Source organism: Escherichia sp. WS1451, assembly GCF_046487365.1.
In the GTDB taxonomy this organism is placed as follows: Bacteria; Pseudomonadota; Gammaproteobacteria; order Enterobacterales; family Enterobacteriaceae; genus Escherichia; species Escherichia coli.
The window spans coordinates 136,804-151,398 of sequence record NZ_JBJQJP010000003.1 but is presented as its reverse complement, the minus strand read 5'-3'; the positions used below and the strand labels follow the sequence as shown (position 1 = coordinate 151,398).

The 14,595-nt window shown below is 51.8% G+C and carries 14 protein-coding genes and 1 riboswitch; of the genes, 7 read left to right on the top strand and 7 right to left on the bottom strand.

All coding sequences use genetic code 11. The annotated features are described in order from the left end of the window. Nucleotides 1-2: 2 nt before the first annotated feature. Nucleotides 3-620 (bottom strand): glycerol-3-phosphate 1-O-acyltransferase PlsY, encoded by a 618-nt coding sequence (plsY, locus tag ACJHX7_RS06050; protein ID WP_001272796.1) that lies wholly within the window; start codon nt 618-620, stop codon nt 3-5. Nucleotides 621-724: 104 nt separating this feature from the next. On the opposite strand from plsY, the gene folB reads away from it, so the two are divergent. Both folB and bacA read left to right on the top strand, forming a co-directional pair. After that, complete coding sequence (folB, locus tag ACJHX7_RS06045) at nt 725-1,093, top strand: bifunctional dihydroneopterin aldolase/7,8-dihydroneopterin epimerase (protein ID WP_001295541.1); 369 nt, start codon at nt 725-727, stop codon at nt 1,091-1,093. Nucleotides 1,094-1,183: 90 nt separating this feature from the next. Continuing rightward, nucleotides 1,184-2,005 carry an undecaprenyl-diphosphate phosphatase gene (gene bacA, locus ACJHX7_RS06040; RefSeq protein WP_001305111.1) on the top strand — a complete coding sequence of 274 codons (822 nt, stop codon included), beginning with the start codon at nt 1,184-1,186 and terminating at the stop codon, nt 2,003-2,005. A 79-nt stretch (nt 2,006-2,084) separates the two neighbouring features. On the opposite strand, the gene cca is transcribed toward bacA, so the two are convergent. Both cca and ACJHX7_RS06030 read right to left on the bottom strand, forming a co-directional pair. Beyond that, nucleotides 2,085-3,323 (bottom strand): fused tRNA nucleotidyltransferase/2',3'-cyclic phosphodiesterase/2' nucleotidase/phosphatase Cca, encoded by a 1,239-nt coding sequence (gene cca, locus ACJHX7_RS06035; RefSeq protein ID WP_094029921.1) that lies wholly within the window; start codon nt 3,321-3,323, stop codon nt 2,085-2,087. A gap of 63 nt (nt 3,324-3,386) precedes the next feature. Beyond that, entirely contained in the window at nt 3,387-4,007 is a 621-nt protein-coding gene (locus ACJHX7_RS06030; RefSeq protein ID WP_001125332.1) for a TIGR04211 family SH3 domain-containing protein, read from the bottom strand. Nucleotides 4,008-4,248: 241 nt separating this feature from the next. Here ACJHX7_RS06030 and ygiF point away from each other — a divergent pair, with 241 nt between their 5' ends. Genes ygiF through hldE form a run of 3 tightly spaced genes read left to right on the top strand, consistent with a single transcriptional unit; the run spans nt 4,249 to nt 9,894 of the window. Continuing rightward, entirely contained in the window at nt 4,249-5,550 is a 1,302-nt protein-coding gene (ygiF, locus tag ACJHX7_RS06025; protein ID WP_032329921.1) for an inorganic triphosphatase, read from the top strand. A gap of 22 nt (nt 5,551-5,572) precedes the next feature. Further along, the gene (gene glnE / locus ACJHX7_RS06020) at nt 5,573-8,413 is read left to right on the top strand and encodes a bifunctional [glutamate--ammonia ligase]-adenylyl-L-tyrosine phosphorylase/[glutamate--ammonia-ligase] adenylyltransferase (protein WP_094029922.1); all 2,841 of its coding nucleotides are present in this window, start codon (nt 5,573-5,575) and stop codon (nt 8,411-8,413) included. Between the two features lie 47 nt (nt 8,414-8,460). Next, nucleotides 8,461-9,894 carry a bifunctional D-glycero-beta-D-manno-heptose-7-phosphate kinase/D-glycero-beta-D-manno-heptose 1-phosphate adenylyltransferase HldE gene (gene hldE, locus ACJHX7_RS06015; RefSeq protein ID WP_094029923.1) on the top strand — a complete coding sequence of 478 codons (1,434 nt, stop codon included), beginning with the start codon at nt 8,461-8,463 and terminating at the stop codon, nt 9,892-9,894. A gap of 119 nt (nt 9,895-10,013) precedes the next feature. On the opposite strand, the gene ibsE is transcribed toward hldE, so the two are convergent. The 3 genes from ibsE to ACJHX7_RS06000 all read right to left on the bottom strand — a co-directional run bounded on the left by ibsE (nt 10,014) and on the right by ACJHX7_RS06000 (nt 12,629). After that, nucleotides 10,014-10,073, bottom strand: coding sequence for a type I toxin-antitoxin system Ibs family toxin (gene ibsE, locus ACJHX7_RS06010; RefSeq protein WP_001387082.1), 60 nt, complete (start codon nt 10,071-10,073; stop codon nt 10,014-10,016). Nucleotides 10,074-10,311: 238 nt separating this feature from the next. Further along, nucleotides 10,312-11,973, bottom strand: coding sequence for a flotillin family protein (locus ACJHX7_RS06005; RefSeq protein ID WP_094029924.1), 1,662 nt, complete (start codon nt 11,971-11,973; stop codon nt 10,312-10,314). A gap of 26 nt (nt 11,974-11,999) precedes the next feature. Beyond that, entirely contained in the window at nt 12,000-12,629 is a 630-nt protein-coding gene (locus ACJHX7_RS06000) for an OB-fold-containig protein (protein WP_000599936.1), read from the bottom strand. A 268-nt stretch (nt 12,630-12,897) separates the two neighbouring features. On the opposite strand from ACJHX7_RS06000, the gene glgS reads away from it, so the two are divergent. Then, on the top strand, nt 12,898-13,098 hold the full coding sequence (gene glgS / locus ACJHX7_RS05995) for a cell surface composition regulator GlgS (RefSeq protein WP_001296424.1): 201 nt from the start codon (nt 12,898-12,900) through the stop codon (nt 13,096-13,098). Between the two features lie 34 nt (nt 13,099-13,132). Here glgS and ubiK read toward each other — a convergent pair whose 3' ends face one another. Continuing rightward, nucleotides 13,133-13,432: a ubiquinone biosynthesis accessory factor UbiK gene (gene ubiK / locus ACJHX7_RS05990; protein ID WP_001298379.1), complete on the bottom strand. Its 300-nt coding sequence runs from the start codon at nt 13,430-13,432 to the stop codon at nt 13,133-13,135. Nucleotides 13,433-13,553: 121 nt separating this feature from the next. Continuing rightward, a riboswitch (FMN riboswitch) is annotated at nt 13,554-13,702 on the top strand. 103 nt (nt 13,703-13,805) lie between these two features. On the opposite strand from ubiK, the gene ribB reads away from it, so the two are divergent. Then, nucleotides 13,806-14,459: a 3,4-dihydroxy-2-butanone-4-phosphate synthase gene (gene ribB, locus ACJHX7_RS05985; RefSeq protein ID WP_001076993.1), complete on the top strand. Its 654-nt coding sequence runs from the start codon at nt 13,806-13,808 to the stop codon at nt 14,457-14,459. Nucleotides 14,460-14,595: the final 136 nt, after the last annotated feature.

Sequence of the window (14,595 nt, the reverse complement as noted above, 5' to 3'; positions counted from 1 at the left end):
AATCACTCGGGATCCTTTTCGCGCTTTCTTTTGAATTTCGTCCAGATTTTTGTCTCCTGACGACGCCACAGACGCTGGATGTTGTCATGATGACGCAGCAGGATCAGGCAAGAGAGCATCGAAACCGGGAAGGTGAATTGTGGCTTAAACCACCAGACATAAAACGGAGCAATCAGTGCACTGACAATCGCTCCCAGCGACGAGTAACCACTCAATAGCACGGTCAGTAACCAGGTTCCCGCCATTACTCCAGTGAGATCCCAGCCAATTGGTGCGATGGCACCAAAAGCGGTAGCAACGCCTTTTCCTCCTTTAAAACCGAAGAAAACGGGCCAGATGTGTCCAAGACAGGCGGCGATGGCAATTAAGCCTAGCCAGAAGGGGCTGACACCTAATTCATACGCGCCCCAGACGGGCAACATTCCTTTCAGAACGTCGAAAATCAGTACTGCTACGGCTGCTCCCTTGCCACCGATACGTAACACATTGGTTGCGCCTGGATTGCCGGAGCCGCTGGTTCGCGGATCGGGCAACCCACACAAGCGGCAAACCAGAATGGCACTGGAAATGGAGCCGCAGAGGTACGCGATGAGGATCATTCCAGGCGCGATTGCACTCATAAGCTGTTCCGTTTTGAAAATTCGTGTTCAACGATGAATCTGTGGATAATACGCACATTTCGCCGGAAGTGGTATCCGGTTAGCCAAAAAGCAGGCAGGACGTGATGGATATTGTATTTATAGAGCAACTTTCGGTAATCACCACTATTGGTGTTTACGACTGGGAACAGACCATCGAACAGAAGTTAGTGTTCGATATCGAAATGGCGTGGGATAACCGTAAAGCGGCGAAAAGTGATGATGTGGCGGATTGCCTCAGTTACGCTGACATTGCAGAAACGGTGGTCAGCCACGTCGAGGGGGCGCGTTTTGCGCTGGTGGAACGCGTGGCTGAAGAGGTGGCGGAGCTGCTGTTAGCACGCTTCAACTCGCCGTGGGTGCGTATCAAACTCAGCAAGCCAGGCGCAGTGGCGCGGGCGGCGAATGTTGGCGTCATCATTGAGCGTGGCAATAATCTGAAAGAAAATAATTAATTTTACAGCTGTTAAACCAAACGGTTATAACCTGGTCATACTGCAGTAGTTCGGACAAGCGTTACATTTTTATAATTTAGGGGTTTATTGATGAGCGATATGCACTCGCTGCTGATAGCGGCAATATTGGGTGTGGTCGAAGGATTGACAGAATTTCTGCCGGTATCCAGCACGGGCCATATGATTATTGTCGGTCACTTGTTGGGATTTGAGGGCGACACGGCGAAAACCTTTGAAGTCGTGATCCAGTTAGGATCAATTCTGGCAGTGGTTGTCATGTTCTGGCGACGTCTGTTTGGCCTTATTGGTATTCACTTTGGTCGCCCGTTGCAGCACGAAGGAGAAAGCAAAGGCCGTTTAACGCTGATCCACATTTTGCTGGGGATGATTCCGGCGGTGGTACTGGGGCTGTTGTTCCACGACACGATTAAATCATTGTTTAACCCGATAAATGTGATGTATGCACTGGTCGTTGGCGGTCTGTTGCTGATTGCCGCTGAATGCCTGAAGCCGAAAGAGCCGCGTGCGCCGGGTCTTGATGATATGACCTATCGTCAGGCGTTTATGATTGGCTGTTTCCAGTGTCTGGCGCTGTGGCCGGGTTTCTCTCGCTCCGGGGCGACCATTTCAGGTGGGATGCTGATGGGTGTGAGCCGTTATGCGGCTTCTGAGTTCTCGTTCCTGCTGGCGGTGCCGATGATGATGGGCGCAACGGCGCTCGATCTCTACAAAAGCTGGGGCTTCCTGACAACCGGCGATATCCCGATGTTTGCCGTTGGGTTTATCACCGCTTTTGTGGTGGCGCTGATAGCGATTAAAACCTTCCTGCAATTGATTAAGCGCATTTCGTTTATCCCTTTCGCCATTTATCGCTTTATTGTGGCGGCTGCGGTGTATGTCGTGTTCTTTTGATTGAGGAATAGTGTCGGATATGACGCTTGTGCGTCTTATCCGACCTAAGGGATTTCTGCAATATACTGAATTTAAAAAGTTAATCAGGCTTTGGGCAACGTTGTTCCTTCCAGCTGGCTACCGCAGCAATCCGCCGTCGGGTCAGCTCCTCACGAATCTCCACACCTTTAAATCCTGCTTCAACGACGGCTTTTGTCGGCACTGACTGCGCCACTTCCCAGGCTTCGCGCAACCAGCGGCCTTGCGGGTAGTCCGCTGATTCAAAACCGGTTCTGCCGCGCACGTCAGCCTCGCTGGTCAGCGCCAGTTGCTCGACACGCTGCGGTTTACGCCAGGCGTCGATGGAATCAAACAATTTGACGATGGTTTTTGGGTTCAGCATTGGGAAGGTGTGGATGAGATCGTGAAACTCAGCCACCAGTCTGGCTAAATCGCGAATTTCATTTGGCACGCGCAGACGCTGGCATAGTTGTTCCACTAACTTAACACCCGCCGGGCCATGACCATGATGACGCGGCCAAAGTTCTGGTGGCGTCAGTCCTTTACCGAGATCGTGGCATAACGTTGCGAAACGGACATCGACCTGCGGACTCAGCATCGCCGCCATTGAGAGCGTCATTAAGGTATGAATACCGGTGTCGATTTCCGGATGCCACCTGGCAGGGGCCGGAACGCCAAACAGGGCGTCAATTTCCGGGAATAAAACGCGCAGTGCGCCGCAATCGCGCAGTACCTGGAAGAACACCTGGGGATTGCGGGTAGTGAGGGTGCTTTCCGTCTCTTTCCATACCCGTTCAGGCGTCAGGTGTTCCAGTTCACCCGCATGGGTCATCTCGCGCATCAGCGCCAGAGTTTCATCGGCAATACGAAAACCGAGGTGGGCATAACGCGCAGCAAAACGCGCCACGCGCAGTACGCGTAACGGATCTTCGCCAAAAGCGGGGGAAACATGGCGCAACAGACGATTTTGCAGATCGCCCAGACCGTTGTACGGGTCGATAATCTCGCCGTTATCGTCCTGGGCCAGCGCATTAATGGTCAGATCGCGACGCTTAAGATCATCTTCCAGCGTGACATCCGGTGCGGCATAGCAGGTAAAACCGGTGTAACCGGAACCAGATTTCCGTTCAGTACGTGCCAGCGCATACTCTTCATGCGTTTGCGGATGCAGAAAAACAGGAAAATCGCGGCCTACCTGCTGGTAGCCCGCGTCGAGCATCTCCTGTGGCGTACTGCCGACCACCACCCAATCTCTGTCTTTGACCGGTAGCCCTAACAATGCATCCCGAACAGCACCACCGACCAGATAAATCTTCACGCCATCATCCCTTCGTCAAATACACAATTCCTAATAATAAGACAGTGCAACGAAGAAGGCGATTTAGTTCATCCAGCGATCTTTGCGTTTGCGCGTTGGGATCAGGTGCGGCAGTACCAGACCAAGCAGCAAGCCAAGCCCCAGCACGCCGCCACCATACATAAACCACTGCATGATGATGGTGCGCTGTTTGTCATCCAGCTGCACGCTGGCGGCATCGACCTTTTTCTGCGCGACAATCAGCTCGTTTTTCAGTTTCTGATTTTCTTCTTTTAACCCGTTGATCACGCTGTCGCTCTGCGCCACTTTTTGCTGCATTTCTGCGGTGCGCTGATTCCAGGTGTTATCGATATTGGTGAGTTTATCGGTCAGGGTTTTGACCTGATTTTCCAGATCTGGCACACGGGAGCGCAGGCTTGGCTCAGTGCTAAGTTGTTTCAACGGGATCCAGGCGGTACGGCCAGAGCTGTCTTTCACCTGGGCATAATTGGTGTTGGCGTCAGTTTGTAATAAGGTCACTTCCTCGCCGGCGTTAACCGTGCCCACGAGGCGATAATGATCTCCCGGACCGCTACGGACCCAGGTATTCAGTTCATCAGAAACATAGCGCGTTTCTTCAGCGTGTGAGACGGCAGTGGCGCTAAGTGCGAGTAAAGTTAATCCGATCAGGCGTAATTTTGGCATCAGGCTGTCGTTATTGTCATGGAAAGTGGAACGATAGTAGTGGCATCAGTGTCGCTACGCAAAGCATTCGACATCAATCGGAATCCTCTGTGTCAGGTCTTGCCACTGCTTCAAACTTTTACGCCCGTCAAATTGCCCGTTGCATGGCAATTTGGCGCAAAATACTATCTACTGACAAAAAAGATCGCATTAAGTTCGCCGTTCATCGTCACTTATGTGACATAACCGATAAGTAAAGGCTATGGCTCAGGAAATCGAATTAAAGTTTATTGTTAATCACAGTGCCGTTGAGGCGTTGCGTGACCATCTCAATACGCTGGGCGGCGAGCACCATGACCCCGTGCAGTTGCTGAATATTTACTACGAAACGCCGGATAACTGGCTGCGTGGGCACGACATGGGCTTGCGTATTCGTGGCGAAAACGGTCGCTATGAGATGACCATGAAAGTTGCAGGAAGAGTGACAGGCGGCTTACACCAGCGCCCGGAATATAACGTGGCGTTGAGCGAACCGACGCTCGACCTGGCGCAGTTACCGACGGAAGTCTGGCCGAACGGCGAATTGCCTGCCGATCTCGCTTCCCGCGTACAACCGCTGTTCAGCACCGATTTTTATCGCGAAAAGTGGCTGGTAGAGGTTGATGGTAGCCAAATTGAAATCGCCCTCGACCAGGGGGAAGTGAAAGCGGGTGAATTTGCTGAACCTATCTGCGAGCTGGAACTGGAACTGCTTAGCGGCGACACGCGCGCGGTGCTGAAACTGGCGAACCAACTGGTATCGCAAACCGGATTACGCCAGGGCAGCCTGAGCAAAGCGGCGCGTGGCTATCATCTGGCGCAGGGCAATCCAGCGCGTGAAATCAAACCGACCACCATTTTGCATGTTGCGGCAAAAGCGGATGTCGAGCAGGGGCTGGAAGCGGCGCTCGAGTTGGCGTTAGCGCAATGGCAGTATCATGAAGAACTATGGGTACGCGGCAATGATGCGGCGAAAGAGCAGGTGCTGGCAGCCATTGGCCTGGTCCGTCATACGCTGATGCTGTTCGGTGGCATTGTGCCGCGTAAAGCGAGCACTCACTTACGTGATTTATTGACTCAATGCGAAGCGACCATCGCTTCAGCGGTTTCTGCCGTGACGGCGGTCTACTCTACCGAAACGGCAATGGCGAAGCTGGCGTTGACCGAATGGCTGGTAAGCAAAGCCTGGCAGCCGTTTTTAGATGCCAAAGCGCAGGGCAAAATCAGCGATTCCTTCAAACGCTTTGCCGATATCCATCTTTCCCGCCATGCCGCTGAACTGAAAAGCGTTTTCTGCCAGCCGTTGGGCGATCGCTACCGTGACCAGTTGCCACGCCTGACGCGTGATATTGACTCAATCCTGTTGCTGGCGGGTTACTACGATCCTGTCGTCGCGCAAGCCTGGCTGGAGAACTGGCAGGGGCTGCGTCACGCTATTGCGACCGGACAACGCATTGAAATTGAACATTTCCGTAATGAGGCAAACAATCAGGAACCGTTCTGGTTGCACAGCGGAAAACGTTAATCAGGCAAGGATAAAATCGCTTATGAAGCCGCTCTCTTCACCGTTACAGCAGTACTGGCAGACCGTTGTTGAGCGGCTGCCAGAGCCTTTAGCCGACGAATCACTTAGCGCACAGGCGAAGTCGGTACTTACTTTCAGTGATTTTGTGCAGGACAGCGTGATTGCGCATCCAGAGTGGCTGACGGAACTGGAAAGCCAACCGCCGCAGGCCGACGAATGGCAGCATTACGCTGCCTGGTGGCAGGAGGCGCTCAGTAATGTGAGTGACGAAGCCGGGTTAATGCGTGAACTGCGGCTATTCCGGCGGCGCATTATGGTGCGCATCGCCTGGGCGCAAACGCTGGCACTGGTTACTGAAGAGAGCATTTTGCAGCAGCTCAGCCATCTGGCGGAGACGCTGATTGTTGCGGCGCGTGACTGGCTGTATGACGCCTGCTGCCGCGAATGGGGAACGCCGTGCAATGCGCAGGGCGAAGCGCAACCGCTGCTGATTTTAGGCATGGGTAAGCTGGGCGGTGGGGAGCTGAATTTCTCATCAGATATCGATCTGATTTTTGCCTGGCCGGAACATGGTTGTACGCAGGGCGGACGCCGGGAACTGGATAACGCCCAGTTTTTTACCCGCATGGGGCAGCGGCTGATTAAAGTGCTGGATCAACCAACGCAGGATGGCTTCGTCTATCGCGTGGATATGCGACTGCGTCCGTTTGGCGAAAGTGGCCCGCTGGTGCTGAGCTTTGCGGCACTGGAAGATTATTACCAGGAGCAGGGGCGCGACTGGGAGCGTTACGCGATGGTCAAGGCGCGGATTATGGGCGATAGCGAAGGCGTCTATGCTAACGAGTTGCGTGCGATGCTGCGCCCGTTTGTTTTCCGTCGTTACATCGATTTCAGCGTGATTCAGTCGCTGCGCAACATGAAAGGGATGATTGCCCGTGAAGTGCGTCGGCGCGGTTTGACCGACAACATCAAACTTGGCGCGGGTGGCATTCGTGAAATTGAATTTATCGTCCAGGTATTCCAGCTTATTCGCGGCGGGCGCGAGCCGTCGCTGCAATCGCGCTCTTTACTGCCAACGCTCAGCGCTATTGCCGAGCTGCATCTGCTTTCTGAAAACGATGCTGAACAATTGCGAGTGGCGTATCTGTTCCTGCGGCGTCTGGAAAACCTGCTGCAAAGCATTAACGACGAACAAACCCAGACGCTTCCTTCTGATGAGCTTAACCGTGCGCGGCTGGCGTGGGCGATGGACTTTGCTGACTGGCAGCAACTGACTGGGGCGCTGACCGGACATATGACCAATGTGCGCCGGGTGTTTAATGAATTGATTGGCGACGACGAAAGTGAAACTCAGGAAGAGTCGCTGTCGGAACAGTGGCGTGAGCTGTGGCAGGACGCGTTGCAGGAAGATGACACTACACCAGTGCTGGCGCATCTTAGCGAGGACGATCGCAAACAGGTGCTGACGCTGATTGCCGATTTCCGCAAAGAGCTGGATAAGCGCACAATCGGGCCACGCGGACGTCAGGTGCTCGACCATCTGATGCCACATCTGCTAAGAGATGTCTGTACACGTGAAGACGCTGCTGTAACGCTGTCGCGTATTACGGCCTTGCTGGTGGGGATTGTTACCCGCACCACCTATTTAGAATTGCTCAGTGAATTTCCTGCGGCGCTTAAGCATTTGATTTCTCTGTGTGCCGCATCGCCGATGATTGCCAGCCAGCTGGCGCGCTATCCGTTATTGCTGGATGAACTGCTCGATCCAAACACTCTCTACCAGCCGACGGCGACCGATGCCTACCGTGATGAACTGCGCCAGTATTTGCTGCGCGTGCCGGAAGATGACGAAGAACAACAGCTTGAGGCGCTGCGTCAGTTCAAACAGGCGCAACTGTTACGCATTGCGGCAGCGGATATCGCCGGTACGCTACCGGTAATGAAAGTGAGCGATCACTTAACCTGGCTGGCGGAAGCTATGATAGATGCCGTCGTTCAGCAGGCGTGGGTTCAAATGGTTGCCCGCTACGGTAAACCGAATCACCTGAACGAGCGCGAAGGGCGTGGTTTTGCGGTGGTCGGCTACGGCAAGCTGGGCGGCTGGGAGTTAGGCTACAGTTCCGATCTTGACCTGATCTTCCTCCATGATTGCCCAATGGATGCGATGACTGACGGCGAGCGGGAAATCGACGGGCGACAGTTTTATCTGCGTCTGGCGCAACGCATTATGCATCTGTTCAGTACGCGAACCTCTTCCGGCATTTTGTATGAAGTGGATGCTCGACTGCGTCCATCCGGGGCGGCGGGAATGCTGGTGACATCCGCAGAAGCATTTGCTGATTATCAGAAAAACGAGGCCTGGACGTGGGAACATCAGGCGCTGGTGCGTGCGCGTGTAGTGTACGGCGATCCGCAGCTCACCGCGCACTTTGACGCGGTGCGTCGTGAGATTATGACGCTGCCGCGCGAAGGCAAAACCCTGCAAACAGAAGTGCGGGAAATGCGCGAGAAAATGCGCGCTCATCTCGGTAATAAACATCGCGATCGCTTTGATATCAAAGCCGATGAAGGCGGAATTACCGATATCGAATTTATTACCCAATATCTGGTGTTGCGCTACGCTCATGAAAAACCGAAGTTAACGCGCTGGTCAGACAACGTGCGTATTCTGGAACTGCTGGCGCAAAACGACATTATGGAAGAACAGGAAGCGATGGCGCTGACCCGTGCTTACACGACGCTGCGCGATGAACTTCATCATCTGGCATTACAGGAATTGCCGGGCCATGTGTCGGAGGATTGCTTCACCGCAGAGCGTGATCTGGTGCGGGCAAGCTGGCAGAAGTGGCTGGTGGAAGAATGAAGTATGGTATTATCGCGCGCAAATTTTGAATCTCTCAGGAGACAGGAATGAAAGTAACGCTGCCAGAGTTTGAACGTGCAGGAGTGATGGTGGTTGGTGATGTGATGCTGGATCGTTACTGGTACGGTCCCACCAGCCGTATCTCGCCGGAAGCGCCGGTGCCCGTGGTTAAAGTAAATACCATCGAAGAACGTCCGGGCGGCGCGGCTAACGTGGCGATGAATATCGCTTCTCTCGGTGCTAATGCACGCCTGGTCGGGTTAACGGGCATTGACGATGCGGCGCGCGCGCTGAGTAAATCTCTGGCCGACGTCAACGTCAAATGCGACTTCGTTTCTGTACCGACGCATCCGACCATCACCAAATTACGGGTGCTTTCCCGCAACCAACAGCTGATTCGTCTGGATTTTGAAGAAGGTTTCGAAGGTGTTGATCCGCAGCCGCTGCACGAACGGATTAATCAGGCGCTGAGTTCGATTGGCGCGCTGGTGCTCTCTGACTACGCCAAAGGTGCGCTGGCAAGCGTGCAGCAGATGATCCAACTGGCGCGTAAAGCGGGCGTTCCGGTGCTGATTGATCCAAAAGGTACCGATTTTGAGCGCTACCGCGGCGCTACGCTGTTAACGCCGAATCTCTCGGAATTTGAAGCTGTTGTCGGTAAATGTAAGACCGAAGAAGAGATTGTTGAGCGCGGCAAGAAACTGATTGCCGATTACGAACTCTCGGCTCTGTTAGTGACCCGTTCCGAACAGGGTATGTCGCTGCTGCAACCGGGTAAAGCGCCGCTGCATATGCCAACCCAGGCGCAGGAAGTGTATGACGTTACCGGTGCGGGCGACACGGTGATTGGCGTCCTGGCGGCAACGCTGGCAGCGGGTAATTCGCTGGAAGAAGCCTGTTTCTTTGCCAATGCGGCGGCTGGTGTGGTGGTCGGCAAACTGGGGACATCCACGGTTTCGCCGATCGAGCTGGAAAACGCAGTACGTGGACGTGCAGATACCGGCTTTGGCGTGATGACCGAAGAGGAACTGAAGCTTGCTGTAGCGGCAGCGCGTAAACGCGGTGAAAAAGTGGTGATGACCAATGGCGTCTTTGACATCCTGCACGCCGGACACGTCTCTTATCTGGCAAATGCCCGTAAACTGGGTGACCGTTTGATTGTCGCCGTCAACAGCGATGCCTCCACCAAACGGCTGAAAGGGGATTCCCGCCCCGTTAACCCGCTCGAACAGCGTATGATTGTGCTGGGCGCACTGGAAGCGGTCGACTGGGTGGTGTCGTTTGAAGAAGACACGCCGCAGCGCTTGATCGCCGGGATCCTGCCAGACCTGCTGGTGAAAGGCGGCGATTATAAACCAGAAGAGATTGCCGGGAGTAAAGAAGTCTGGGCCAATGGTGGCGAAGTGCTGGTGCTCAACTTTGAAGACGGTTGCTCGACCACTAATATTATCAAGAAGATCCAACAGGATAAAAAAGGCTAACCGGAAAGCGCTTCACAGTTCTCGCGTTGTGCCGGATAGACCTATTGACGCTGTTGTTTTTTCAACCTAAAGTAAAGGAACAAGGGTAAGGGAGGATTTCTCCCCCCTCTGATGAGTTGTTAGTAAGTCGGGAAACTTAACAGTAACAACACAACCAGTATGATGACGAACTTCATCATAACCCTTTCCTTCTATAAGGCCCCTTCCTCGGGAGGGGCTTTCCCGTTTCAGCCCCTTGCTGACTCCCCGATTGTTGATGAGCGCCGGACTCCGCGCAACGCTTTCCCAGAGGCAGTTTTGCCTTCCCCGAGCAGTCACGCAAAACGCTGCAACGACCTGATCATTTGCAGTTTTTAGCGGAACGCAGATATAAAAAATCCCCGGCTTTTTGTGCCAGGGATGTTCATAGCTGAAAATTTATTCTACGTTTTCGGCGACGGGAGTTGTTGAGGTTAAGGGTGAAGTCAATGCAGCCAGTGAGCCGCCTGAAACGCCAATTTCATTGAGCAAGGAGTCAATCAGTGGTGCCTGTGTGCGGTAAGAGAGTGCGGCTGATAATACTTGTTCCGCCAGGTTTCCGCCCCCCACATTACCCGTGTTTGCATCCCCCGCAATACCACCACGATTCAGACCATCGACCTGAATAATCTTGATACCGTCAATGGACTTCATTGGTTCCACGGATTTCTCAATTACCGCAGGTAGCGCCTGCAACAAGGCCAGTTTGAATTTAAGGCTGGTTTGTTCGTCAGAAAGTACGTTGATAGCATCGTTCAGCGCACGTTGTGCTTCTGCTTCCGCCAGGCCTTTTTTACGCGTAGCTTCGGCTAACTCAACGATCGCCGCCGCCTGCATCTCTGCTGCTTCTTTTTCTGCTTTCGCCCGCACGGTCAATTCAACCGCTTTGGTTTCTGCATCCTGTGCTGCGGCAATCAGCGCCACCTGCTTGGCACGATCGGCTTCTGCGGTCTGGCGAGTGGTTTCAACGTTTTGTTGGGCGCTTACTGCTTCTGCGAGTGCAAGGTTAGCACGCGCTTCTGCCTGGGACTGTTGTTCCGATTTGGCGGCAATAGCGATCGATTTCGTCTGGTTAGCGATTTCGGTGACCTGCTGCTGTTCGATTTCTTTAATGCGAACTTCACGTTCAGCTTCAACTTTTCTGGAACGGACGGCCTGTTCGCGGTCGATTTCTGTTTCCTGAATCTGTCGTTCAGCCAGAATTCGCGTCTGCTCTGCTTCACGACGACGTTCAGCTTCAAAAGCCGCAATTTTCGCATTCTGCTCAGCGGTACGGGTTTTAACCTGCTGCTCCTGCTCAAGCGTCATAAACGCTTCTTGTTGTTCAATCTCCAACTTGCGCGAAAGTGCATCACGGTTTTTCTCACGCACCGCAACTTCTACATCCTGTTCAACTTCGTTACGTTCGCGACGACGGCGCTCCGTCTCCTGCGTCAGCTTGGTTAAACCTTCGGCGTCAAAGGCGTTGTTAGGATTGAAATGTTCTTTCGACGTCTGGTTAAAGTTGGTAAGTGAAACGCTTTCCAGTTCCAGGCCGTTTTTCGACAGATCTTCAGCAACGGTATTTTGTACGCCCTGCACGAAGTTCTCGCGGGTATCCTGTAACTCATGCATGGTCATTTGCGCAGCTGTTGCACGGAGGGCATCGACAAATTTATCTTCAACCAACATACGTAAGTCTTCAGGCGACAGGGTGCGTTGCCCCAGCGTCTGGGCAGCGGTGGCGATCCCTTCTACTGAAGGTTTTACCCGCACAAAGAAAGCGACAACGACATCGACGCGCATACGATCTTTCGTAATCAGGCTATCAATGGTTGAGCGGCTGACTTCCAGCTTCAGAGTATTCATATTAATGGGGATTATTTCATGAAAGATCGGCATCACGATTGCGCCACCGCTCATTACCACTTTTTGCCCACCTAAACCAGTACGAACAAAAGCTTGCTCTGCCGAAGCGCGACGATAGAGCCTGGCGAAAATAATTCCAATAATAAACAGAATGCATACGGCAATAATCGCGGTAAACATCCAGGAGGGCACAGAATTAACAATATCATCCATTATTAAATTTCCTTTTGATTAATAAATTACAATATTTGGGGCCAGGGATTGTTTTCCGCCAAATATCGAGTTGCAGAAAGTCTGCAAATAATTAACACTTTGTCTCCTTTAGTGAAAATTTTTCCTTCTTCAGGCTCCAGTAGTAAATAATGTATTTGGCCAAATTGATCGGTGAGTTTTCCTTCGCAGGGATTACCTGAAGTGGCTTGATGACCGGTAATTAACGCCATGCTACCAATATATTCTTCTTCTGTAATAGCTGAGCTATGATCGCGTGGAATCCAGGGCGCAACTATTTTACCGGTATAATGCACCGCAATAATCGTAAACAGTAAACTGACAGGAACCACAAACAGGTTCGAGAGTGGTGATTGCCAGACCATGATGCAGGTATGCTGCAACAGGATGCCAATAAGACCAAAAAAACCAGCCAGTAAGCAAAGAACGACGAGAGCTGGCAATCTTCCGATATTGAGATAATGAAGTGCCTGGCTAATATGACCTGTGGTTATGGAATCATAATGGTCAAGATGTGCATCAAGTGCACCGGAGAGCATGTGACCGCAGATAAGCGCAAAAATTTCTAAAAGGCCGATCAACAGTACAAAGGAAATAGCGAAAAGATAAGGGGTGTTATAGTCGGCGAATAAAATCATATGTCACTCCAATGTCCATTTAGTGACGCAATATTTACTTTAGGATAGTTTCCTTGCTTACATTTATCTTTGTTAATAATAACACATGTTAGAGAAGTTCTGGAAGAGAAAGTCTTTTAATATGGTTTTTTATTTTTCACTAAAAAGTGTGATCGGGGACAATATATTTACGCACGTTATGTTTAAAGGCACTACACTGATTGGGGAATACTGAAATCAGAAAAAGCATATGGCCTTAAAAGGTATGCGATAACCGGAGGATGTGCTTATGGATCATAGTCTTAATTCTTTAAATAATTTCGATTTCCTGGCGCGTAGTTTTGCCAGAATGCACGCAGAAGGTCGCCCGGTCGATATTCTGGCCGTTACTGGTAACATGGATGAAGAACATAGAACCTGGTTTTGCGCACGTTATGCCTGGTATTGCCAACAAATGATGCAAACCAGAGAACTTGAATTAGAACACTGATATTACGGGCCGTCTGGCCCGTTTTTGTGTTGCTTTATTCTGCTTTATCAATAGGCGGGATAGCCGGAGGAGATTGAAGATCTGCTACCGAATTATTGCGCGCTTCCAGTTCACTGATGCGCTGTTCCAGTAACGCCAGTTTTTCACGAGTCCGTAACAGGACTTGCGTCTGAACGTCGAATTCTTCGCGGCTTACCAGATCGAGACGTGTCAGCTGCGCTTGTAGGGTTTGGCGGATTTTTTTCTCCACATCTTCCCCGAACTCCCTGATTCCTTTAGGCATTGATTCGTGAACCTGGCGAGCGATTTGCTCAATTTTTTTCGGGTCAATCATTGTAGTTTCCCTGTACTGATAGGTGTTGAGTGCCATTGTAGTGCGATAAGGGTAAGTCATAAACCAGAATTATGTGAAGCTATGCGTTGCTGCCGCTAATCATTAGCGTTATAGTGAATCCGCTTATTCTCAGGGCGGGGCGAAATTCCCCACCGGCGGTAAATCAACTCAGTTGAAAGCCCGCGAGCGCTTTGGGTATGAACTCAAAGGACAGCAGATCCGGTGTAATTCCGGGGCCGACGGTTAGAGTCCGGATGGGAGAGAGTAACGATTCTGTCGGGCATGGACCCGCTCACGTTATTTTGGCTATATGCCGCCACTCCTAAGACTGCCCTGATTCTGGTAACCATAATTTTAGTGAGGTTTTTTTACCATGAATCAGACGCTACTTTCCTCTTTTGGTACGCCTTTCGAACGTGTTGAAAATGCACTGGCTGCGCTGCGTGAAGGACGCGGTGTAATGGTGCTTGATGATGAAGACCGTGAAAACGAAGGCGATATGATCTTCCCGGCAGAAACCATGACCGTTGAGCAGATGGCGCTGACCATTCGCCACGGTAGCGGTATTGTTTGCCTGTGCATTACTGAAGATCGCCGTAAACAACTCGACCTGCCAATGATGGTAGAAAATAACACCAGCGCCTATGGCACCGGTTTTACCGTGACCATTGAAGCGGCTGAAGGTGTGACTACCGGTGTTTCTGCCGCTGACCGTATTACGACCGTTCGCGCAGCGATTGCCGATGACGCAAAACCTTCTGATCTGAATCGCCCGGGCCACGTTTTCCCACTTCGCGCGCAGGCAGGTGGAGTACTGACGCGTGGCGGTCATACTGAAGCAACTATTGATCTAATGACGCTGGCAGGCTTTAAACCGGCTGGTGTGCTGTGTGAGCTGACTAATGACGATGGCACGATGGCGCGTGCACCAGAGTGCATTGAGTTTGCCAATAAACACAATATGGCGCTCGTGACTATTGAAGACCTGGTGGCATACCGTCAGGCACATGAGCGTAAAGCCAGCTGAAAACCGCTGCTTAATTTACTGCCTTAATCAAGAAACCGAAGTTGTAGCAGGCTTCGGTTTTTATTTTTCCCTGCTATGCAAGATGTTAATTCCGCTTCTCTTTCTATGAGAAAATTTCATTAATATCAGGCATTCT

What these genes read in the sequence shown, in the direction of transcription:
- glgS (WP_001296424.1), top strand. Translation starts at nt 12,898, where the DNA reads ATGGATCATAGTCTTAATTCTTTAAATAATTTCGATTTCCTGGCGCGT.
- glnE (WP_094029922.1), top strand. Translation starts at nt 5,573, where the DNA reads ATGAAGCCGCTCTCTTCACCGTTACAGCAGTACTGGCAGACCGTTGTT.
- plsY (WP_001272796.1), bottom strand. Translation starts at nt 620, where the DNA reads ATGAGTGCAATCGCGCCTGGAATGATCCTCATCGCGTACCTCTGCGGC.
- hldE (WP_094029923.1), top strand. Translation starts at nt 8,461, where the DNA reads ATGAAAGTAACGCTGCCAGAGTTTGAACGTGCAGGAGTGATGGTGGTT.
- ubiK (WP_001298379.1), bottom strand. Translation starts at nt 13,432, where the DNA reads ATGATTGACCCGAAAAAAATTGAGCAAATCGCTCGCCAGGTTCACGAA.
- ribB (WP_001076993.1), top strand. Translation starts at nt 13,806, where the DNA reads ATGAATCAGACGCTACTTTCCTCTTTTGGTACGCCTTTCGAACGTGTT.
- ACJHX7_RS06030 (WP_001125332.1), bottom strand. Translation starts at nt 4,007, where the DNA reads ATGCCAAAATTACGCCTGATCGGATTAACTTTACTCGCACTTAGCGCC.
- bacA (WP_001305111.1), top strand. Translation starts at nt 1,184, where the DNA reads ATGAGCGATATGCACTCGCTGCTGATAGCGGCAATATTGGGTGTGGTC.
- ygiF (WP_032329921.1), top strand. Translation starts at nt 4,249, where the DNA reads ATGGCTCAGGAAATCGAATTAAAGTTTATTGTTAATCACAGTGCCGTT.
- ACJHX7_RS06005 (WP_094029924.1), bottom strand. Translation starts at nt 11,973, where the DNA reads ATGGATGATATTGTTAATTCTGTGCCCTCCTGGATGTTTACCGCGATT.
- ACJHX7_RS06000 (WP_000599936.1), bottom strand. Translation starts at nt 12,629, where the DNA reads ATGATTTTATTCGCCGACTATAACACCCCTTATCTTTTCGCTATTTCC.
- folB (WP_001295541.1), top strand. Translation starts at nt 725, where the DNA reads ATGGATATTGTATTTATAGAGCAACTTTCGGTAATCACCACTATTGGT.